The sequence below is a fragment of the Butyrivibrio sp. CB08 genome (genome assembly GCF_003625485.1).
Classification (GTDB): Bacteria; Bacillota; Clostridia; order Lachnospirales; family Lachnospiraceae; genus Butyrivibrio.
On the sequence record NZ_RAIR01000009.1, the window covers coordinates 123,277 to 145,936 of the forward strand.

A 22,660-nucleotide genomic window follows, 5' to 3' on the forward strand; every position below is an offset into this window, starting at 1 on the left:
ATGAGTAATGTAAACAAACGTACATCATCAATCGCCAGAGGTATAAATGCATCGTTCTGGTTTAGTAAACTGAGCGCTTTTTTTACTGTGGATCTGCTTATCATTTTAGTATCTTTAGGCCTATTTGGTTACCGCAGCTGGAAGACGATTCCAGAAGATGAGGTTGTTCGGAGATTTTCATTAACCGGCCATAGCTACAAAGATGTTATGCTCAATTATTTTACTGACAGCTCGCAATATAGCTTTTCCATGAGCGAATACATCATATTTGTCGGGATCATACTTATCGCAGTAATTGCCTATCAGTGGCTTGATCTCATTATGTCTTTTTCCCATACTGCCAGGATCAGAAGGAAGCTAAGACCTCTGAACGAGCTGGCGCTGAAGGCGGAAGCTATCAGTGAAGTGCCGCTGGATACTACGAAATTTGAAGAGCTGGAAGAGGCTATTTTAAAGGTCCCAGCCGATAAAACCGGAGCAAAGATATCTACAGGTGATCAGGACCTTGCAAGCATAGAAGCTGCACTTAACAGTCTCCTTTACAGAATGCAGGAAGCAAGAATACAGCAGGCAAGGTTTGTTGACGATGCATCCCATGAGCTTAGGACTCCGATTGCGGTCATTCAGGGCTATGCCAACATGCTTGACCGCTGGGGAAAAGACGATCCAGCCGTTCTGGAGGAATCGATCACAGCTATCAAGAACGAATCCGAGAACATGAAAGAACTCATCGATCAACTGCTTTTCCTGGCAAGAGGTGACAACGGACGTCAGAAGTTGTCCATGGTTAAGATAGATCTCTCTGATGTTATGAGAGAGGTGTGGGAAGAATCTGCGATGATTGATCCTGACCACAAATATATATTTGAAGATAGTGAGAACTGCTTTATTACCGGAGACACGGCCATGATAAAGCAGTCCGTCAGAATATTTGTCCAGAATGCTGCCAAGTATTCGGATAAAGGTAATACTATCAAGCTTGCAGTTAATAAGTCGGGCGACAAGATTATTTATACTGTTCAGGACGAAGGAATCGGTATTGCAGGTGAAGAGCTAAGCCATATCTTTGAACGTTTCTACAGGTCCGACAAGGCCAGAAATTCGGCTACAGGCGGTTCCGGCCTTGGTCTTTCTATTGCGAAGTGGATCATCGATGCACATAATGGAAATGTAGAAGTCCTTTCACGCCAGGAGATTGGTACGAGGATCACAGTGTCTTTTGACAGCTATAGTGAGGAGACTTAAGGAAAGGTACTGATAAGTGTTTAGACTTAGTCCTGCCAGAGGAAAAGGGTAGGCAGTACGGTATTGCATAAAAATTAAGGCTCCGCTACAGTAATGTGGCGGAGCTTTTTCTGAAAATGGAGAATAAACCGTTAGTTTTTGCTCAAACAATCATGTATTCCCTTCCTCCAATTTCTTATACTGTATTTACCAAGTAAACGTGATTCTAAAAATGAGGAGGAGCGCCAATGAATACTTATATGAAATGGATTCTTTTCACATTGCTGATTGTGTATGTTGTTTCACCTGCAGATCTGATGCCAGGACCGGTAGACGACATTTTGGCTATACTGTTATATCTGGCTGGAAGTAAGAGCAAGCAACTGGCACTCGACAAGAGAGACAATGACCAGATCGAAGTAGTCGATACTGATGGAAAAGAGCTATAACAAAAAGGAAAACCATCTCCTACAATGATGTTTACATAGTACAGGGCTCCGGAGCGCAGGCGCTCCGGGGCTTTGTTTTATTATTGTGCTCTTGATACGAGGAAATGCTATTATAATAGTTAATGTGATTGTTAAGAAGGAAGCGTAGATGCGATATGTATATAGATTTTAAAAAGCTTATGAATTCCGAGGAATATGATTTCCTCAGGACCAACGAAAGACTTGGAAACAGAATAATGCTCCTTGGTCTTGGTGGGAGCTATGCATATGGAACCAATAATGATAACAGCGATATTGATTTCAGAGGTGTCACACTTCAGATGCCATCTGACCTTTTGGGACTGACGGAGTTTGAACAGTATGAAGATGACAAGACTGACACTGTGATCTATGGCTTCAACAAATTGGTGAAGCTTCTTTTGGAGTGCAATCCGAACACCTGTGAAATGCTTGGTCTTGACGAGGATCAATATCTTATTAAGTCAGAACTTGGTCAGGAGCTTATAGATAATACACATATCTTTTTATCAAAAAGAGCTATCAAGAGCTTCGGAGGTTATGCAGATTCACAGCTTCGCAGACTTCAGAATGCAATAGCCAGAGATACCCTAGCCCAGAGCGACAGGGAGAAGCATATCCTGAAATCTGTAATGCATGCTCTTGATGATGTGAACAGAAGATATTATGGGAAAACTGATGGCGGCTTAAAGCTATACATAGATAAGGCAGAGAATTCCGAACTTGATACTGAGATATTTATTGATGCCAATTACAAACACTTCCCACTTCGCGATTACGAAGATGTCTGGAGCGTCATGAGAAGTGTTGTCCGTGATTATGACAAGATTGGCAAACGCAATAAAAAGAAAGATGATAACCATCTTAATAAACATGCGATGCATTTAATAAGGCTCTTTATGATGGCAATAGACATTTTGGAAAAGGGCGAGATCATAACTCATAGAGCTCATGACCTTGACACACTTCTTGCCATCCGCAGAGGAGACTTCATGGAAGCAGATGGAACATTTTCTGCAGCCTTCTTTGAAATACTCGATGAGTATGAGAAGAAACTTGACGAGGCTGCAGCAAAGACCACTCTGCCTGATAATCCAGATATGGAAAAGGTTGAGAAATTCGTAGAGCGCATCAACAGATATGTAGTGACGGGAGAACTTGAATGAGAGATATTTTAAAAGAGATAGATGAAAAGCTAAATGAAATTGAAGAAAAAGAAAACGTGAAGATCCTTCATGCAGTGGAATCAGGAAGCAGAGCCTGGGGCTTTGCATCACCAGACAGTGACTATGACGTCAGATTCGTATATGTCAGAAAGAGGGATGATTATCTAAGGCTTGATGAGCCAAGAGATGTTATTGAATGGCAACTTGATGAAGTCCTTGATATAAATGGCTGGGATCTTAAAAAAGCTCTTAAGCAGTTTGCAAGAGGAAATGCCACATTGTTTGAGTGGAGTGGTTCACCGATAGTCTACCGAACAACACCAGAGTGGAAGAAAATAGCTGAAGTGTCAAAACAGTATTTTTCAGAAAAATCAGCTGTTTACCACTATTATGGAACAGCCAACGGGACTTTACATGATTATCTTATGGGAGAAACTGTCAGGTATAAGAAGTATTTCTATGCGTTAAGACCGCTGCTAGCTGCAATGTATATTGAGGAAAATCACGTAGCTCCTCCAGTTCTTTTTGATGAGCTGCTTAAAATGAACCTGCCCTTAGAGCTTAGAAGCGCCATCGACGAACTTCTTGAAATTAAGAAAAAGACTACTGAGAAGGAAGAGAATCCTCAGCTCCCGGTAATCAGAGAGTTCATAGAAACAGAAGTGACAAGACAGAAAGAGATAGCGGATAAACTTGAAGATGATCATAATCATGATTGGACTGCACTAAATGAGCTGTTTAGAGAGGTTGTAGGCTGCTAATACGTTTGCAAGATAATTTCTAAGCATTAGATAAAAGTATATTTAAAGTCCATTCTCAGAGTATACTTAACGTATTTGGGGAGAATAAGTTCGATAATTAAGTTCTCATTTTGGGACATGTTACATGCTAGATGAGGCTCAAATCTGGATTCTGGATTGTGAGATTATAAACATATACCGGTCTAAAAAAAAAAAGTTTAAAAAGCGAATGGAAGCAACCACGCTAAATGATAGCTTTAGCATGCTTATTCAGATGGTTGTCATCCTTTTTCTTGTTACGCTTTCCAATCTTGTCATAGTCACGGACAACACTTCTCATCACTCCCCAAGCATAGATGTTGTTTTGGGGTTTAATATCACTGAGATTTGCAGGATAGTAACATAAATATTGAACGATAACATAATTAATGTTACTATAAAAGAAAAATGTTATCGAGGTGATATTATGCTGGAAAACGCTTTAAAAAAAGCCTTTGGTATAAACTGTCATTTGGAAAAAATCAAACTAAAAGGGTTACCTTTATACATGGTGTCTGGAAGAGTCTTCTATAGTGCTGTAATGGGAGATGCATCATTTTTGATTGTCAAATTGTCAGACCGGGAGAAGTTTGGCGTTGTGGCATTCAAAAAGCAGCTTTCTCAGTATATGGAAAAGACAGGGCTTAATGTGGCATTTTGCTTTGATGACATCACAAGAGTACAAAGAGATGCGTTGATAGCAAAAGAGATTCCGTTTATTTCATTACCGGATCAGATTTTTTTGCCTTTCCTTGGGGTAATGCTTAGTAATAACTTAAAAAGAAAAATGATTGTGTCTACAGACAAAATGATGCCAGCAACGCAATGCCTTTTTCTTTATCTGTTATACAAAAGTGGAAATGACTTTTTCATAAAAAAGCAGGCTGCAGATGATCTTGGATTGACAAAAATGTCAATTACCAGAGCTTCAGAGCAACTTAAGCAGATGGACCTTATCAGAGAAGAACGTGTAGGAAAAGAGATAAGGATGGTTCCTAACTATAGAGGGCGTGAGCTATTTGAGGCAGCAAAGGATTATCTGATCAACCCTGTGCAGAAGATTGTCCATACAAAGATTACAAAAGAAGAAGGATTGTTCATCGCCGGAGAAACGATGCTAAGCAGACATAGCATGCTTGCTGCACCAAGCGAGGATGTATATGCTGTCGTTAAAGGCAGCGATATTGTGAGTGGCTTTGAAGAGATAGATACGAGATGGCAGGATGATATTACGACGAGTAGGGTAGAACTTTGGAAATATGATCCGGGACTATTTGCAAATAACGGCGAAGTAGATCCGGTATCACTTGCCATGAGCCTGTCAGACAATGCGGATGAACGTGTTGAAGGCGAATTACAAAGCTTTTTGGAGGAGTATAAATGGTAGCGGGAATTGATTCTTTTAGAGATAAATTCAGAGGATTTGAAGATTGCTACACAGTCATTGGAGGAGCAGCCTGCGATATTCTTATGTCGGAGGCTGATATTGATTTCAGGCTGACCAAAGATATTGATATGATTCTAATCTTAGAGGATAAAAAGGAAGAGTTTGCAAAAACCTTTTGGGAATATATCAAGGAAGGCAAATACAAATGCGGCTGGAAAAACAGTGATAAAATGCATTTTTACAGATTCACTGAGCCGATTGATGGATATCCTGTGATGATAGAACTGTTTTCAAGAAAGCCTGGGTACAATCTTGAAGTCGAAGAAGGGATTATACCAATTTATATAGATGATGATATTTCCAGTTTATCGGCAATTCTATTGAACGATGATTTTTATGATTTTATGTTAAAAGGGCGAAGAGTTGTTGAGGGTATCAGTGTTTTAGGTGCTGATTATATAATTCCTTTTAAAATGTATGCCTGGGATGATCTGAAGCGAAGAAAATCAAAAGGGGAACATGTTAATGAACGCGACTATAAAAAGCATAAGAACGATGTGTTCAGGCTTCTTCAGATAGTTGACCCTGAAGTAAACATAGAGACCGAAGGACTTGTTCGCGAGAGTATTGAAGCGTTTCTGACAGAAGTTGTATCAGAGCCTGTCAGGACGGAGCAGCTTGGATTACAGATATCTATGGAGGATGCTTTAGAAATCCTTCGTTCAAAGTACTTATAAGAACAATAAATAGATAAGTGTATTAGATTTATTTCTTTTTGCGATTAGATAAGAGTAGCCCTGCAAGCAGCGTACGAAAACAAAGAGGTATATGCTGCGATAGGCGACAGTGGAAACATTATCTATGTGAACAAAGAGAAGAACGTTTCTGTGGGTGTTACCTGAACATTTAAGCCTAAGCCACTGTCCACAGGGACTTGATATTCCGTATTTTATCTCTCTTTACAATGAGCACCTTCTCACAACTCAGGACGGCGGTATGGGCTTTATCGCGCCCATGGCTATTGCCGCAATCCCTGATGACAAGAGGCCTTCAGCGTGCCTTCACTGCCACAGCTGCGAGCAGGTTTGCCCACAGACTATCAAGATTTCCGACATGATGTCTGATTTCGTTGAAAAGATTGGATGAGCTTGGACGACTGGTTAGAAAAAATTAAAAGATTTAATAAAAAAGCTGTTGACTCTAACATTGTGTCAGACATTAAGGTAATAGTGAGCTCAGAAAATACATCCATGGAGGTAAGAAAAAAGTGCTAAAAATTGGAGATTTTTCAAAATTATCCAGAGTAAGCATCAGGATGTTGCGTCACTATGATGACATTGGATTGTTGAAACCTGCGGAAATAGATACTTTTACCGGGTATCGTTATTATCAGGAGGAGCAGCTTTTTACTATCGGAAGAATAACAGCGCTTAAAGATATGGGATTTTCCCTTGCTGATATCATCCGAATCCTTGAGAATTATGAAGATAAGGAGAAAATAGAGGCTTTTCTGTTAGAAAGACAAAAAGAGCTAAAGAAGCAATCCGAAGAGACACAATACAAACTGATGCTTCTGGAAACAGCCCAAAAGAGGCTGAGAAGGGAGCAAAGTATGAGTTATGATGTAACAGTAAAAACTATTCCAGAGAGATATGCAGCCACAGTGCGAATGATCATTCCAAGTTATGAGGATGAACAGAGGGCATGGAGCGTACTTCATTCGGAGTGCGGCGGAAAAGTGGTGCCAGCAGATCCGTGCCTTGCGGGCGCTGAGTTCTTCGACGATGAGTACAAAGAAGAAAATGTCGATGTTCGTATCTGGATGACAGTCAAAGGAACCTATGAGAACACAGAGCATGTAGAGTTTCAGACTCTTCCAGCGGTAAAGGTGGCAAGCTGCATCGTGAATGGAAGCTACACACAGCTTACAGATGCAACTGCTACAGCAATGGCTTGGATCAGAGATAATGGATATACAATGAATGGACCAATGTTTTGTATCTATCATGTAAGTCCAGCTCAAACATCAAACCCAGATGAACTGGTGACAGAAATCTGTTTTCCGGTAGCGTAAAAATCAAGGGTATCACTCGCTTGAACGCGAGTGATGCCCTTTCAATTTACGCTTCGTTGACAAGTTTTCCTGTCATGTGTTCAGGCGTAAGTTCTAGGCACTGAACCCGTGGCAGGGCGCTTGTTAGCTCTTTTTTAAGGTATTCCTCATCGTCTGTGAACTTCCTGCAAAGCTGGGTGCAGATTTCTCTTGCCTTTTCAGGGTCATCCACAAGTTTCATGCGGCCAAAGACAACAACGCTGTTGATATTAAGCGCCCACTCGCCATCTTTTCGATAACCCTGGTCGTAAACGCAGTAGCTGACCTTATCGCAGGCCTTGATGGCGTCAAGCTTGTGGCCCTCCTTGGCACCGTGGAAGTAGAGCTTGCCATCTTCCTCACAGTACCAGTGATCTAATGGGATTCCGTAGGGATATCCGTCATCGCCAAGGACTGAGAGAACCCCTCTTGGCTCGTTTTTTAGTATCTCGATGCACTTTTCATCAGGTATCTGCTGAGCAAATCTCCTCATTTTTCTGAACATAAATCTCACTCCTTCGCAAGTAGTTTCAAACCGATTATTCCGACCAGAATTAGGATAACACATATAACCTGGGGCACGGAGAGCTTTTCCTGAAAAAGAAATACTCCAAGCACCGTGGTTCCCACGATTCCCATGCCAGTCCACATGGCGTAGGCTGTGCCCAGGGGCAGCTGCTTGAGGGCAATGGACAGGAACACAGCGCTGGCGATGTATCCAACTGCTGTTATCACAGATGGCAAAAGAACTGTGAACCCATCAGAGTATTTCATGGCGATGGCCCATCCGATCTCAAACAGCCCTGCCAGTAACAAAATGATCCATTGCATAAATATAACCTCCATATTATCTGCAAAAAAATCGCCATTCCCCCATCTGCAAAGACCTAACGATGGAGAAATGACGTTGTTCCAGCTACTCGGTAGCAGCTGGCGTCGTTTGGATTTAGTTAATGTTTATTTTAAGGGAAAAGAAAGGTTTGTCAACCACGTGCTATAATGGAACAGTCAAATGCCAGAAAGCTTGAGAGTAAGGCAATATTTGATTGCGAATGAGTGAAGCAGGGGGAGAATTGAAACGTGGATGTTAAATATCTAAAATGGCTGAATCTGTTACCGCTTATCATGTTTTTCATAGTGGATAAGCTGAGAGGAACGCTGATCAGCAGATATCTACTTGTCACGATCATTTTACTTGGAGTTCTTAATATGTGCCTGGCAAAAGGCATGAAAGAGTATCTCTTTTTCTCGCTTTTGTTGGTTCTATCAACTGCCGGAGGAGTGGTTCTTTACACACTGTATTACTACAATTTTGTCAGCGCTGACTTTGAGACGCCGATTGTTGGTGTGTTTGTTATGCTGCTTTATGGTGTTTTAGCGGCTGTCGTTGCTGCGGTTGGAACGGTTGTGGTGGTGATCAAGGATAGGATAGCTGAGAAGAGGGTATCAAAAGGAGTGGGAGTGTGATTGGCACGATACTTTGCCATGACTATCACTTATTCGTATATAATAATATCAAAAGCATAGGAGGTGTTAGGATGGATAAGAATTCTAAGCTTACAGATGAAGAACTTAATAAAGTAAATGGCGGAATGAAGATTGTTGTCATAAAGGACATGAAGAACTTAAGCAAAATCCTTCCGTTCCTATTCCGCATAAAAAAGAAGGAACAGCCTTCCAATAAGGAGGGTTGAGATGACCAGTTGCTAAAAAGGCAATGGTTGTTTGAAATAATAAAACGAAGTCAGATGATTGAAGAGCTCTGAAGTGCAATGCTTTGGGGCTCTTTTGTATGATACAATACTTACTGGGGAGAATTAAAATTATGAGATCAGGGAAAAAGAACTGTGCCAATACCGTAAGTCAAATACTCTTCCCGACACTCAAGAGTTTGGATAAATAAGAACATAATAGACCACTTTCTTGAAAGAGATTTCAGGGAGGTGGTTTTTTATGCAGTTCCGTCATGGAACAAAGAATTTAAGATTCTTCTTGAAAACAATTTTTAATTCGATTAGTCTCTTCTTAGGACGTCCGAATCTTACCTAAGAGGAGGCTACAAATGAATAAAGAAGAACTACATAGTTATATTTCCGAGAGTAAGGGAAATGAGAGTAATATCTGCCAGATTTGTGCCATAAGAGATGAAGAAATAGTATATGAGGATAGCTGGCGAGGGTTTAAAGCAGACGATCCTGTAAATGTCAATTCTGTGACTAAAGGTGTTATGGCAATACTTGCAGGCATTGCAGCTGATACAGGAGCCATTAAGAGCCTTGATGAAAAGGTCATAAACTTTTTCCCGGATTATCAGGTCAAGAGAGGTGAAAAAACAATATACGATGTCACAATAAAACACCTTCTTACCATGACCGCTCCCTATAAGGGAAAGTCTGAACCCTGGAAGAAAGTGTGTACTTCCGAGGATTGGACTAAAGCAGCGCTGGATTTTCTTGGCGGACGCAGCGGAATAACCGGAGAATTCAAATATGCAACTCTTGGAATACAGATACTTGCCGGGATTATTGAGAGAGCAACAGGAGAGAAATGCATTGATTTTGCTAACAGGTATTTGTTCGTTCCGATGGGAATCCCGGAACACACCATCCATGGAGACAGCAGCAAAGAGGATCAGTTTGACTTCTTTATGAACAAGGGACCAAGGAAGAATGAGTGGTATTCGGATCCTCAGGATACTGTTACCGCAGGCTGGGGCCTTTGTGCATCGGGAAGAGACCTTGCAAAGATAGGGAGTATGGTCTTAAACGAAGGGGTATATGGCGGAACTCATATAGTATCAGCAGAATGGATAAGGCAGATGCTCACCCCTTATCAGAAGCTTGGTGAACGCTTTGGCTTTATGGAATACGGATATCTGTGGTATAAACCTTACGAAAACAAAGAGGTATATGCCGCGATAGGCGACAGTGGAAACATTATCTATGTGAACAAAGAGAAGAACGTTTCTGTGGGTGTTACCGGAACATTTAAGCCTAGGATATTTGACAGGGTGGAGTTCATAGAGAAAAAAGTACTTCCACTGATAGTGTGACATATTTACAATAGACAAGGATGTTTGGTTATCTACATAGCTAAATAAGATTGGAATGAAATATAATTCTGGTTCAGCCCGCCTCATCTGAAATAATAACTCAAAAACCGCATAAATACAGGCGTTTCCCGCCCATACTTTATTGAATCAGGTGATTCTTTGGCGTATCATAAATAACGCATAATAAAACGATTTTTAGTGAATCGAGGTGGGGTTAACATGAAAACAAGTCTAAAGAAAATCATCAGCGTATTATTAGCAGCTGCAATATGTTCTACAGTTTTTCTTGCAGCAAAGCCTTTAGAGGTTAAGGCCGCAGGCGAAATGACAATTGTAGGAACCATAGTTAAGACCAGGGACTACTATAATGTAAATGGACCTGTTGTTGTTTATGCATTTATTCCAGCAACTCTTACAGAAGTACAGATTGGCAAAAAGACTGTTGAGCTTACAGTGTGCGGAGCAGGAACAGATACAGCAACACTTGGAACCAACGATCTTAGCAGTTTTGTTGGCGTCACAAGAGCTTATACAGGCCAGTTTGGAACAAGCGGTACTGGACCATTCAAATATACATTTGCGATCAGTTCAGTAGCAGATACTCCTGCAGTAGATTATGTCACAATAATGACTAATCATCTCACAAGCCTTGGATATATCAATGTAACCTGTATCGAGTATGCTCCAGGCGAGGTGGCATGTACGGCTATGACTCCTGACTTCCGGGGTAACTTCTATTACTACATGCACAATGGCGTTTGGGGTGAACTCAATGCTGTTATAGCTAATGCTGATTTCACAGCAACGGATCTTGGATATGGCGTTGAGGGCTATGCTCAGGCTGGAAGCTTTGGAAAAGCCCAGAAGGTTGCAACAATCTTTGCTCAGTACCATTCAGGTGCGATCACTAAGGATGCAGCGCAAAAGAGCCTTAACGAACTTCAGTAATACTTACAAAAGAATAATCAGTTTTATTGCGGGCGCCGGTTTTCCGGTGCCTTTTATTTTCTCTCTTTTTATTTGGGAAAAGAGATTTTCCACTAAGGAAAATTTTTCACTCCTCAATTGGATAACTGTTATGTTACAATATAACTGGCTCCACGTTACAATTTACTCATAACAAACAAACTTTAATAAACGTGGAGAAAAGAGATGGCAGAGAAAACTACTGAAAAGAAGAATTATAAAGACCTGTTAAATGAAAAGGAGTACAGCAAACTCCTACTTTCAAACCTTGTAAATAGATTTGGAGATTCACTGGATGCCATCGCATTTACATGGCTCATCTATCACATCACCCAGAGCGCATCATGGGCAGTTCTGATCTTCGGACTCAATGTTCTTCCCAACATTATCGTGCAGCCTTTTGCTGGACCGATAATTGAGAAGATGGACAAAAAGAAGATCATTGTACTTACACATCTTGCAAGAGGAATCATCATTACCGGGTTCGTGCTGATCTATATGTACGGTAAGGCTAATCCCTTTATCATGGCGGGATTTACACTTCTCATCACAACTATTGAATCATTCAACCTTCCTGCAGCGGGAGCTTTTGTTCCAATGGTTGTTAAGAAAGAAAACCTCTCTCATGCAATGAGCCTGAACTCAAGCTTATCAAGCGCTGTTTCACTTGTAGGAACAGGGGCAGCAGGAATCATTATCGCGAAGTTTGGTGTGCAGTTCACCATGATGATCGATGCAGCTACATTCTTTATCGCCATGATCGGAATCCTTTCGATCAGGAACTATGAAGACAATAAGCCAGCTGCAGAAGAGGCTAAAAAAGAGCAGAAGGCAAAGAGCGATTTTTCATACAAAGCAATGCTCAAGGATGGATTCAAGTATGTCCTTGGAAACAAGCTCCTTGTAAACTTCGCAGTAATGGCAGTACTTATGAATTTCCTTCTTGTTCCGCTTAACGCACTTCAGGCGCCTGTTGCCGAGGATGTGTTTGGACTTGGAAGCGAGCTTTTGAGCGTTATGGGAATGGCAGCTTCTCTTGGAGCAATCATTGGTTCTGCGATCACTCCTGCTCTCATCGAGAGATTTAAAACCAAGAACATTCTCTTTTCCTGCGGCGTTTTAATGGGAAGCTTTATGACATGTGTAGCCCTTGGACAGTTTGTGTCAGGCATGATGATCGCAGGTTACATGATCGGAGGAATATGCTACTTTGTAATGTCAGGAGCTGCTTCCGTTCTTTGCGGAGTTGTCAGCATCCAGTTTGTAAATGTTTGCGATAGGGCTTATCTTGCAAGAGCTGGCGCGGTTATGGGAGCGCTGTCTGCAGCAGCAATGCCATTGGCATCAATCCTTGTGAGCTGCGTACTTGTTAAGCTCAGTCCACTTGTTCTGATCGTAGGATGCGGAGTGACAACCGTGGCTCTTATGATAATTGTAATGTTCAGCAAAATGGAATTCGATGCAAAGAAAATAGAGGTACCTAATGCAGCTTAAACTGGCGGAGAAGATCAAGAACTACAGAAAAGAGATGGAGCTGACCCAGGAGGGACTGGCTGAGGCGATAGGTGTAACTGTGGGCGCAGTGTCCAAGTGGGAGAACGGCAATAACGTTCCGGACATTTTGACGCTGATGCAGCTTGCAAATTTCTTTAACATCTCCATGGATGAACTGCTTGGACTTGAGCTGACATCCAAGAACGTTGATGATATGTGCGCCAAGGTTGAGGAACTTGCAAGAGACCATGAGTATGAACAGGCTGCCATAGAGGTCAATAATGCGCTGACGAGATTTCCAAACAACTTCAAGGTTTTGCTGACATGCGCAAATCTGTACTACTACAAGTACATGCACTGGATGGAGAAAAAGGACTCGGAGAAGGCCATATCATATTACGAGATGGCGCTGGATCGGATCAAGCAGAACACGGACCCTGACATCTCTGAGTATTCCATAAAGGGAAGGATTGCTTATCTGTACCGTGAGACTGACCCTGAAAAGGCCATCGAGCATTTGAAGCAGATAAACTACGGAGGAACCAACAATGTTTCAATCGCCATGATCCTTTTGGACCAGGGCAGAGTTGACGAGGCTTTCGAGTACTTCTCTTACGCCATCATAAAAAGCTTCACAGAGCAGTTAAACACGGTGTTCTATCTTGGCGGTGCTTTTTCTACAGTTGGGAAAAAAGCGGAAATAAGAAAAGCCCTTGAGATGCTAGATGTTGAGATCAAGTTTGTGGAGGGAAGCTTCATCGATGGCAAGGTTAGCTATTGCCATAAGACCAAGGCGCTTCTTTATATTGTAAAGGCGTGTCTTTATTCAAGGCTCGGCGAAACTGAGGAAATGAACAAATGCGTCAAGAAGGCATACAAGCTGGCCCGGGAGTATGACACCGCTTGCGATGTGGACGATCTAAATTCCAGTATCAAATTTCTTTTTACCAAGAGCAAGATCGTAACTCATGATACAACGGGAAAAGGAGCTATCGACAGCATCGACAATATTCTTCAGTACAGGTTCAGAGGGAATGACGGTAAGATCCCGAGGCAGATCGCTGCTGTAAAAAAAGCGTGGGACGCCCTAAAATCGTAAGACCCCCAAATATAGAATTTAAGCATAGTGTTTAGAAACTTTTTCTAAATACTATGTTTTTTTTATTGGATATTTATTTCCATTAATGCGTATAATTAATCAACAAAGACTGATAAATTCAGTCTATTTAACATATGGCAATTTAATTAACTGACAACAATAACGTTCCGGAGTAGACCCTATGGGAAAGAACCTGAAAAAGACCATCAACCTCACATTGTGCATGGCGCTCATAGCCAGTACCCTTGCGGGGTGTGGACTATTTGACAACATAGGTAAGAAAAACGATGCGTCTGTTGACCTTAACGAGGTCCAGAGCATTTCTTATGATGCCACCAAAGAATATGAAGAGGCGCTCCAGAAGTTCAACGCAGGGTGCGATGGCGCAGCGGTCATAAGAGATGACAGGAGCATAGAAGATAAGCAGATATCCCTGGTGCTCCTTGGAACAGAGGACACTGTCCTTACAGAAAGAGCCATGGAGCTCCTTGAAGATCACAAGTACAAGGCATCCTTTGCCCTCACTGCAATTGAGGCGGCAGAGGATGATGAAGTCATAAAGACCATCACGACGAAGGGCCACGAGATTCTGGACAACGGCCTTAACTCCACCGACGATCCAGAGAACCTCTCCGATGAGGACCTGATCTATCGTCTTGCAGCGTCCAAAAAAGTCTTCTCCACCCTGATGGAAATTGGCCCAAACAAGCTCTTTCTTAACACCACCTATTATCCGGATAACGTGAGAAAAGCCGCAAAAGCCTGCGGTTACGATAAGCTCATCTCCCCAACCTCCGGAAGATTCCTTAATGGCACCAGCTTTGCAGATAAGACCAAAGCCGAGGAGTACGTGGGAAGGCTCGAGAGCGGATCCATCGTGGTATTCAAGCTAAAGGGCGCAATCGACACCCTGGAGCTGTCTCCAAAGCTAGAGAGTAAGAACCCTGCTCTGGACAAGCAGCCTGACGCTGTCATCACCACCACAGAAGATAGTGATGAGAAGGACGTGATCACAGTCCTGTCATGGCTCCTTGATGCCCTGGACAAAGCAGAGTACAAGCTGGTTAAGCTCGACTCCTTTAAAGCCCTTACCGACGAAGAGTATGTGGCTTCACTTCTTGAAAACAACGGCGACCTAAAAGCCCAGGAATATACAAGCGTTCCAACCCTTGAAAACGTGGGTGCGCTGGCATTTAAGGGTGTGTGCGAAGATCCGGAAGACATGAAGGATCTTCTTAAAACCCTCTCAGACTCCAGGTTCAACGCCACATTTTTCCTAAACTCCGATGACATCGCCCAGCACCGCGAATCCGTAGACCTTGCAGTAGATGGCGGCTTCTCCATGGACCTTAGAACCGCCAACACTCAGGACTACAAGGGAAAAGAGATCTACGACATCTATGAGTCTCTTGGCGCAGACATCCGCACCATGCACAAAGAGCTGATGATAAAGCCCCGCTATCTCATGACAGAGGGCACCACTCCAGACAACCTAAGCTACGCCTGCAGCATTTCAGGTCTTGGCATCGTTCCATTTACAGAGGGCATGAAAAGAGATCCCGGCAGAATATCCTGCATCGACCTGTCCAAAAAAGAAAATGTCGCCAGAACCAAGACCTTCATCACAGAGTGCAAGAAAACCGGCTACAGCCTTGTGGACGTCACAGAGCTTATAAAGAAAGCCAACAAGATCCCTGAAATAGACGAGATCACCCTAAAGGCTCTTCGCGAAGAGAACGACGGCAGGAAAGCCGCCCAGAGAAACATGATCTACACCTCTGAAAAGGCCATGAGCATGATATTCTTTGGCGTAACCAACAAGGTTGTCCTTGAGGACGTCCTTGGGATCCTCAGATCCAGAGGCTACAAAGCTACATTCTTTGTAACACCAAACGAGCTTATTAACTGCGACCAGCAAATAAACATGATAATGGAAGATGGCTGCGAGATAGGTCTTGCCTATGTTTCCAAGGGCGAGGACAAGGACGACTTTAACACCGTCGCATCAAATATCCTTGGCGCGCAGCAGTACGCCACATGGAAATATGGCATAGAGCCCAATCTGGTGTTCCAGCCCTTCGGAACTCCTACAGATGAGGTAAAAGAGGCTATCTCTGCCGCAGGATGCACCTTCGTCGGCCACGAGTACGCCCTGGTGCAGTCCAAGTACCAGGATGCCACTGACGCCGCCAGCTTCTACGGCCAGGTGAGCTCCAAGATCGACGCTCACAGAGGCAGCATCGCCTACTTTAACATGAACTACTTCACTGCCGACAAGGACCTTGAGGAAGAGGGTGCAAACACCCTTCTTGGAAGCCTTCTTAAGCGCTTCATTAACGGCGAGATCAGATCCCTTACCTACACTGACGTCTACGGCGAAGTTGCAAAGAGCACCATCTACAAGGTCAAGACCTTCAGCGCCCTTGCCCATACTTCCTACTGCTATGCACCAGGCAGGACCCGCAACAACGAGATCGCAGACAACAAGAATGTTCTCGCAAATATGGCAAGCGCCCAGGAGCAGAACAGCTACATGGCATCAAGGTATATCGGAAACTCAGATGTCACCGTGATCCCGGGCTTTGCAGATTCGGACATGAAAATGTTTGATACCTCAGGTAAGATCACGGAGGATAAAGTTCTTTTCCTGACCTTCGATGACTGGGGCAATGAAAAAGACATTAACGAGCTCCTCTACGTTCTGGACAAATACGGAGTTAAGGCGAACTTCTTTGTAAGGACCAACAACGTCAAGGGCAATCCCAACGTCCTTAGAGCCATCGCAGTTGACGGACACCTCGTTGGTTCCCACTCTGACACCCACTTTGAAGCCTGGAACGTCGAGAAGGACGACGAGGGCAACTACAAGTATTCAACCCTCTCAGATGAAGACGCCGCCAAGCTCCGCAAGGAAGTGGTTGTCAGCTACAACACACTTAACAGATACTGTGGCGATGTTGTGGTAGATGGGAAAAGAGCTCTTTCCACAATCTACAGACCACCAACCCTGGCGGTGAGCCGCGAGGGAATGTACCAGCTCTTTGACGTTGGTTATTCGTATATAGTAAATGGAGATTTCAGTAGTAAAGACTACCAGATGAACTCAGTTGACGAGCTTGTCAGCGAGTTTCGATACGGCATGAAGACCTGGCATGGAAACGTTCCTGTAGAAAACGGAAGCTGCCTGATCATGCACATGTCGCCAACTGCCAAGTACACAGCAGAAGCACTGGATATCATGATACCTGAATGGCAGAGCCAGGGGTACAGCTTTGCAAGGATCGACGACTATTTAAGATAACGGGATCGCCTATGGAATTTCTAGACAAATTCAGAAAAAAAGAGAATATTCAGGACGTTCTTGTGACGGAAAAACAGGACAGGCGTCTTTTGTCCCATGTTCCGGATGCTACCCACAGGCGCAGCAACACTGACAGACGAGCCCACGACCCTGACAAAAAGATCGACCGCTACGAGGACTATATCCTCGAGCAGGAGTCCGGCATCAGGTACACCACGGGCTTTGAGGTGAGCCTTAAGACCCTCCTTAAGGACAAGGTAAAGAGGCGCTGCAAGGGACACGTGGTAGACATCTCTAATACAGGTATGCTCTTTGAGCTTCAAAAAGCGGACTACGAAGCCCTTGAAAATACCACGATGTTAAAGGCAAACTTCAGGGTTCTCCCTGGCAGCATGCCAGAGGGCAACGAGATGAGCGTAAGACAGAAGGTCAAGGTGGTAAGGCGCTTTGAGACCCCTGAGGGCAAGTGCATGTGCGCTGTTACCTTTACCAAGCACCTTCACAACTACGCCGCCGCCAACAAAGACAGATACATGCTGGCTGCATCCTCGCTCCTTATGGCATTTACCGTATCTTGCGTCCTTTTGATGAGGGCGGAGAGCATCATCTACTTTAAGTTCAACAAGATGCTCTACCTGTACAGTTTGATAACGGCAGTATTTCTTTTGAGCAGATATATCTTCGGCGCACTATACAGGCCAAAGAAGATCGATCCGGATTACACCCCGGGCGTTACGATCCTGGTGCCCTGCTTTAATGAGGAGCAGTGGATCCACAGGACCATCACCAGCTGCATGAACCAGGAATATCCGATCGACAAGCTTGAGGTTATCGTAATCGACGACCATTCCTCAGACCATTCCGTGGACAGGATCAAAGAGATCGTTGAGAGGATACAGGCCGAGGCGCCTGAGATCTATCACGCAGACGAGAGACTTTCCTACTTTGTACAGCCCAGAAATATGGGTAAAAGAGAAGCTCTCGTTGCCGGAGCTGAGAAGGCAAAACACGATCTTGTTGTGTTCGTGGATTCTGATTCCTTCCTTGACCCTTTCGCCATCAGAAACATCGTTCAGCCCTTCAAGGACCCCAAGATGGGCGGCGTTTCCGGACGAACTGACGTAGCCAACACCTACACCAACGCCCTGACCAAGATGCAGGCGGTTAGATACTACGTGGCTTTCCGAGTAATGAAGGCAGCAGAAGGAATCTTTGACTGCGTATCCTGCTTGTCAGGCCCTCTTGCCTGCTACAGGAAATCAATAATCCTGGGCAACAAGGATTCCTGGCTCAACCAGAAGTTCCTTGGGCAGAAAGCTACCTTTGGCGATGACAGAGCCATGACGAACTTTATCCTGCGTCACTACAGGACTACATATCAGGATACCGCTGTATGCCAGACCATCGTTCCAAACAGGCACAGCGTGTTCCTCAAACAGCAGATGAGATGGAAGAGATCCTGGCTTCGTGAATCCCTCATCGCTGCCACCTTTATGTGGAAAAAAGAGCCTTTCGCGGCGGTTACTTTCTACATGGGCCTGGTGGTTCCCATCGCCGCGCCAATTGTTGTTTTGTATAACCTAGTTTACGTTCCGATAACACAGCACATTTTCCCAACAGCTTTTTTGCTGGGACTGTTCCTCATGTCCATGATGATGAGTATGGCGCAGCTGCTCCTTAGAAAGAGCTCCACCTGGATCTATGGCATGATGTTCTGTATCTACTATGAGACTGTGCTCCTTTGGCAGATGCCTATCGCCTGGTTTACTTTCTGGAAGGCAACCTGGGGAACCAGAATGACCCCGGAGGATGTCATCGAGCAGGAGAAAAAGAAACAGAAGAAGGAAGCGAAAAAACAACGCAAAAAAGGCGGAAAGTAAATGTACAAGATAGAGAGCAAAAAAGATGTAAGAAAGTTAATAAGTTCTGCGCTGCAGCTACTGGTCCTTCTTGCACTGCTGGCATTTACCATAGGTCATCTGTTTACCTTTTCGACTTATGTTCCCTACAGAGCTGATGACAGCAAGGTGGTTTCAGGAAGTGACCACGGCTTTGTTGCGCTGTCATACTTTGGCGTTGACAGGCAGGATGCCTCATCAAGGATCTCTGAGGAGAAACTTGAGGAGCAGCTTAAGGCTCTTTACGATCTTGGCTACGTCACCATCACCCAGGACGACATAGAGCGCTACTATAAGGAAGGCAAGCCCCTGCCGGATAAAGCTCTTTTCCTGATGTTCGAAGACGGGCGCCACGACACATCGATCTACGCCCAGAAGATCATGGAAAAGTACAACTTCAAGGCCACCATGTTTGGCTACGCGGATAAGTTTACCAACAAGGATTCATTCTTCCTGATGCCTGAGGACCTTAAAAAGCTTGAGAATACCAGCTTTTGGGAGATCGGAAGTAACGGCTACAGGATCAGCTATATCAACGTTTTCGACAGGTACGGACGCTACCTTGGCGAGCTAAACAGCAAGCAGTATTCCTCAATGTCTGGCTACCTTGGCAGGGATTACAACCACTATCTCATGGACTTTATCAGGGACGCCAACGACATCCCCAAGGAGACCAACGCCCAGATGAAGGCTAGGATCCAGGGCGAGTACGAGCTCATGAAAAAGGAGTATAATGACGGCTTTGGCGAGGTTCCAAAGGCCTACATCCTGCTCCACTCCAACACCGGAAGCTTTGGCGAGAACGACAAGGTCAGCGCCGTGAACCAGGAAGCCATCATGAGCACCTTCGCCATGAATTTCAACCGCGAGGGCTACTCCCTGAACGTCAAGGACAGCAACATCTACGACCTGACAAGGCTCGAGCCCCAGGCCAGCTGGTACACCAACCACCTGCTTATGCGCATCCGCGATGACCTCCCTGAGGCTGACCAGGCAGGGATTACCTTTGTTGATGGCTACGCCCCTGAAAAAGAAAATTGGGAAACCCTAAAGGGTGCTGCAGAATACGACAAAGACAAGGAACTCATAGTTCTCACTTCTCTTCCTGAGGATACAGGTGCGCTTCGTCTTAAAAAAGAAACCCCTGGGGAAATCTCTTTTTCAGCAAGGCTTCTTGGAAATAAGCTGGGCTGCCAGTCTGTCTTTTTCGGAAGTGATGACGAGCTTACCAAGGGCATCGAAGTTCGCCTCATGAACAACGTGCTCTATCTCATAGAAGACGGCGAGGTTCTTGAGGAAGTTGACCTCTACGAATTTGATGGCAACCCCAAAATCTCAGTGGAAGAGGACAAAAGAGATTCTCTCGCCGGAGAGTACTCGGTGTTTGCAAGATATGCTGTAAGCCACGCCCAGTCAACAGAGTATAAAAAGCTATCGGACGCCGCAGCAAATACCAGCGTACGTTCAGTTGCAGAGGGCGCCGAGGAGTACAGGCCTGAAATGCAGATCAGTACCCGCGGAAACAGAAAGCTCGATGTGACATTGAAGGGAAACGAGATCACTGTTAAAATTGATAATGAGAACGTTTGGGAAAACCACAAATTAAGCCAAGAGCCTTCCGGCGGATTGTACCTTCGCGGCGCATGGACAGAGTATGGCTACAGCCAGAGGAACGCTTCTGATGACGTATATGACGCGGTTTTCCAGAGCGTAGAGATCAAAGATCCTACCACCAACGAAGTTCTGTATTCCAACAGGCTAAAGGGCTTTGATAAGTTCCTGCAGGCTGTAAGGAGCTTCTTTACAAAACTTGTGAACTGGTTTATCGACAATATCTGATGGGGTTAGTGAAAGGAGCAGGCGGCTTGGGCGCCGCCACGTGGTTGTATGAATAAAAAACTTATTGGAGCAGTTTTGGCAGTTGCTTCCTTTTATGGAATAATGGGCTGCGGAAGTCCCTCAGCAGATGGCGGAAGCGATGCGGCTTTCATCATAGAGGATAAGAGCGCCCATGTGGTGTCAGCCTACGAAGATACCAACGCTGATGCCGCTTCTACACAGGGCGCTTCTGACGGCGCAGGTTCAGAGGCCACATTCGTGAGTAATCCTGACTTTGGCGTGTGGTACCCCTACTGGGACTACGCTACCGCCACCCAGGAGCTCGATAACTATGGTAGTCGCGTAAACACCATCAGCTTCTTTGCAGCATATTTCGATGTAAATAGCAAAGCCTTTATCCCTGAGAATACCACGGAGACCTACAAGCAGCTTAAGAAGGCAGGCAAGCTAAAGGGCAAGACCACTTACCTTACCTTCGTTAACGACAAGCTTCTGGCGAAGGGCTCTTCGCTTAAAGATACACAGCTTCTGTACGATCTCATCGGAGATCCGGACAAGGCAGCAGCCCACGTTGACGAAGTTGTAGCTCTTAGCAGACAGCTTGGCTGCGATGGAATTGAGATCGACTACGAAGCCATAAAAAAAGACAACACGCTGTGGGGGCACTTCAACACCTTCGCTACCCTCCTGGCCCAGAGATGCCAGGCAGAGAGCATCCCACTTAGAATAGTATTTGAGCCATCTGCACCAATCGGCAATTACACCTGGCCATCAAACGCAGAGTACGTAATGATGTGTTACAACCTAAACGGCTACGGAACATCCGCAGGCCCCAAGGCAAACATGGAGTGGCTACAGACCCTCTGCAGTAAGATGAAGACACTTCCAGGCACCGTGAACATGGCACTTGCAACCGGTGGCTTCGACTTCTCCGCAACCGGCGAAGTCAAGCAGATTAACTACTGCGACGCTGTTACCCAGATGAAGGCAGCAGGCTCCACAGCCCAGCGTGATCCCGCCAGCGCAGACATGCACTTCTCCTACACCGATGCTAGCGGCATCTCCCACGAAGTCTGGTACGCCGACCAGGAGACCATCGAAACCTGGATTAAGACCATCAACACCTGCGGCATCAACCGCATCACCATCTGGCGTCTCGGCGGCAATATCGCCTGACACGCTGGCGCGCGGAGGCATTGCAGTTTCGGAATTCGCCTGCTATTACGGAAGGCACCACGCGCCTGTCATACGGTGGTATGATTCATGAATAGAATAGTGTATTATTCGGGCGCCGTTCGCGGCGCCCTTTTATTGCGCGATCACCAATCACTAGATGTCCGCGATGAGCTACGCCGCCATAATGGAAGGCGCGCCCCGCGCCTGTTCTGCGGTGGCTGTTCCAGCGATAAGCCGCGCCGCTGGCGGCGCACGTATTCTTGACTATTTGCGGCGTTCTTGCTACGATAGGCTCTGCACATTGTGTTGATGTGTGGGGATTTCTATTTTGACCGCCTCTGCGGTCACTGTGCATTGTTCTGATGCGCAGAAAATTCCATTTTATACCTTCAGAGAGAGAAATGTCGCGTGAAGGCATACTTTTTTGATGTTGGCGAATGACCTTCTGGGGAGAATATACCTTCAACAGCCAAAACCAGTCTCTGAGGGCATACTTTTTTGATGCCGGCGAATGACCTTCTGGGGAGAATATACCTTCAGCAGCCAAAATCACTCTCTGAGGGCATACTTTGAGATGGTCAAACCGACAAGCTCTCGAAAATGTATACCCTAAGAGAGAAAAACTCTGTCTGAAGGTATACTTTGCACTAGTCAAGTAAAAGTAGACACAGTTTCAAAAAAACTCCACACTTGTTTTTAAGCATAGTACTCCCTGTACTG

The 22,660-nt window shown here is 44.7% G+C and carries 20 protein-coding genes and 1 pseudogene; 18 read left to right on the forward strand and 3 right to left on the reverse strand.

What is annotated here, in order from left to right; all coding sequences use genetic code 11:
- The 4 genes from D6855_RS14555 (at window position 1) to D6855_RS14570 (ending at window position 3,618) form a co-directional block, all read left to right on the forward strand.
- Entirely contained in the window at window positions 1-1,245 is a 1,245-nt protein-coding gene (locus D6855_RS14555) for a sensor histidine kinase (protein WP_120742365.1), read from the forward strand.
- A 227-nt stretch (window positions 1,246-1,472) separates the two neighbouring features.
- Window positions 1,473-1,673, forward strand: coding sequence for a hypothetical protein (locus D6855_RS14560; RefSeq protein ID WP_120742367.1), 201 nt, complete (start codon window positions 1,473-1,475; stop codon window positions 1,671-1,673).
- A 155-nt stretch (window positions 1,674-1,828) separates the two neighbouring features.
- Window positions 1,829-2,857, forward strand: coding sequence for a nucleotidyltransferase domain-containing protein (locus D6855_RS14565; RefSeq protein WP_120742369.1), 1,029 nt, complete (start codon window positions 1,829-1,831; stop codon window positions 2,855-2,857).
- Window positions 2,854-3,618 carry a nucleotidyltransferase domain-containing protein gene (locus D6855_RS14570; RefSeq protein WP_120742371.1) on the forward strand — a complete coding sequence of 255 codons (765 nt, stop codon included), beginning with the start codon at window positions 2,854-2,856 and terminating at the stop codon, window positions 3,616-3,618. Before D6855_RS14565 ends, D6855_RS14570 begins: the two co-directional genes overlap by 4 nt.
- Window positions 3,619-3,844: 226 nt before the next feature.
- Here D6855_RS14570 and D6855_RS17185 read toward each other — a convergent pair.
- Window positions 3,845-3,946: pseudogene (locus D6855_RS17185) on the reverse strand (nucleotidyltransferase); the annotation flags it as partial.
- A 117-nt stretch (window positions 3,947-4,063) separates the two neighbouring features.
- Here D6855_RS17185 and D6855_RS14575 point away from each other — a divergent pair.
- The 4 genes from D6855_RS14575 (at window position 4,064) to D6855_RS14590 (ending at window position 7,097) form a co-directional block, all read left to right on the forward strand.
- Window positions 4,064-5,023, forward strand: coding sequence for a MarR family transcriptional regulator (locus D6855_RS14575; protein ID WP_120742373.1), 960 nt, complete (start codon window positions 4,064-4,066; stop codon window positions 5,021-5,023).
- Window positions 5,017-5,760 carry a hypothetical protein gene (locus D6855_RS14580; protein WP_120742375.1) on the forward strand — a complete coding sequence of 248 codons (744 nt, stop codon included), beginning with the start codon at window positions 5,017-5,019 and terminating at the stop codon, window positions 5,758-5,760. The genes D6855_RS14575 and D6855_RS14580 overlap by 7 nt, the downstream gene beginning before the upstream one ends.
- A gap of 154 nt (window positions 5,761-5,914) precedes the next feature.
- Window positions 5,915-6,169, forward strand: a complete 255-nt coding sequence (locus tag D6855_RS14585) for a hypothetical protein (RefSeq protein WP_120742377.1) — start codon at window positions 5,915-5,917, stop codon at window positions 6,167-6,169.
- A 121-nt stretch (window positions 6,170-6,290) separates the two neighbouring features.
- Window positions 6,291-7,097, forward strand: a complete 807-nt coding sequence (locus D6855_RS14590) for a MerR family transcriptional regulator (RefSeq protein ID WP_120742380.1) — start codon at window positions 6,291-6,293, stop codon at window positions 7,095-7,097.
- 46 nt (window positions 7,098-7,143) lie between these two features.
- Here the strand turns inward: D6855_RS14590 and D6855_RS14595 are convergent, their stop codons facing one another.
- Together D6855_RS14595 and D6855_RS14600 are read right to left on the reverse strand one after the other, a co-directional pair.
- Window positions 7,144-7,620, reverse strand: a complete 477-nt coding sequence (locus D6855_RS14595) for a pyridoxamine 5'-phosphate oxidase family protein (RefSeq protein ID WP_120742381.1) — start codon at window positions 7,618-7,620, stop codon at window positions 7,144-7,146.
- A gap of 5 nt (window positions 7,621-7,625) precedes the next feature.
- Window positions 7,626-7,946 carry a DMT family transporter gene (locus D6855_RS14600; protein WP_120742383.1) on the reverse strand — a complete coding sequence of 107 codons (321 nt, stop codon included), beginning with the start codon at window positions 7,944-7,946 and terminating at the stop codon, window positions 7,626-7,628.
- A gap of 249 nt (window positions 7,947-8,195) precedes the next feature.
- Between D6855_RS14600 and D6855_RS14605 the strand changes: the two genes are divergently transcribed.
- The 10 genes from D6855_RS14605 to D6855_RS14650 all read left to right on the forward strand — a co-directional run bounded on the left by D6855_RS14605 (window position 8,196) and on the right by D6855_RS14650 (window position 21,940).
- Window positions 8,196-8,582 (forward strand): hypothetical protein, encoded by a 387-nt coding sequence (locus tag D6855_RS14605; protein WP_243111962.1) that lies wholly within the window; start codon window positions 8,196-8,198, stop codon window positions 8,580-8,582.
- A gap of 71 nt (window positions 8,583-8,653) precedes the next feature.
- Complete coding sequence (locus tag D6855_RS14610; protein WP_120742385.1) at window positions 8,654-8,809, forward strand: bacteriocin; 156 nt, start codon at window positions 8,654-8,656, stop codon at window positions 8,807-8,809.
- Between the two features lie 368 nt (window positions 8,810-9,177).
- Window positions 9,178-10,167 carry a serine hydrolase domain-containing protein gene (locus tag D6855_RS14615; protein ID WP_120742387.1) on the forward strand — a complete coding sequence of 330 codons (990 nt, stop codon included), beginning with the start codon at window positions 9,178-9,180 and terminating at the stop codon, window positions 10,165-10,167.
- Window positions 10,168-10,386: 219 nt separating this feature from the next.
- A complete protein-coding gene (locus D6855_RS14620) occupies window positions 10,387-11,115 on the forward strand; it encodes a hypothetical protein (RefSeq protein ID WP_120742389.1) in 729 nt (242 codons plus the stop codon).
- A gap of 204 nt (window positions 11,116-11,319) precedes the next feature.
- Window positions 11,320-12,627 (forward strand): MFS transporter, encoded by a 1,308-nt coding sequence (locus tag D6855_RS14625; protein ID WP_120742391.1) that lies wholly within the window; start codon window positions 11,320-11,322, stop codon window positions 12,625-12,627.
- Complete coding sequence (locus D6855_RS14630) at window positions 12,617-13,726, forward strand: helix-turn-helix domain-containing protein (RefSeq protein ID WP_120742393.1); 1,110 nt, start codon at window positions 12,617-12,619, stop codon at window positions 13,724-13,726. The genes D6855_RS14625 and D6855_RS14630 overlap by 11 nt, the downstream gene beginning before the upstream one ends.
- A gap of 181 nt (window positions 13,727-13,907) precedes the next feature.
- Complete coding sequence (locus D6855_RS14635) at window positions 13,908-17,027, forward strand: polysaccharide deacetylase family protein (RefSeq protein ID WP_120742395.1); 3,120 nt, start codon at window positions 13,908-13,910, stop codon at window positions 17,025-17,027.
- Between the two features lie 11 nt (window positions 17,028-17,038).
- On the forward strand, window positions 17,039-18,907 hold the full coding sequence (locus D6855_RS14640; RefSeq protein WP_120742397.1) for a glycosyltransferase family 2 protein: 1,869 nt from the start codon (window positions 17,039-17,041) through the stop codon (window positions 18,905-18,907).
- The gene (locus D6855_RS14645) at window positions 18,908-20,764 is read left to right on the forward strand and encodes a polysaccharide deacetylase family protein (RefSeq protein WP_120742399.1); all 1,857 of its coding nucleotides are present in this window, start codon (window positions 18,908-18,910) and stop codon (window positions 20,762-20,764) included.
- Window positions 20,765-20,812: 48 nt separating this feature from the next.
- A complete protein-coding gene (locus D6855_RS14650) occupies window positions 20,813-21,940 on the forward strand; it encodes a glycosyl hydrolase family 18 protein (protein ID WP_120742401.1) in 1,128 nt (375 codons plus the stop codon).
- Window positions 21,941-22,660 lie beyond the last annotated feature (720 nt).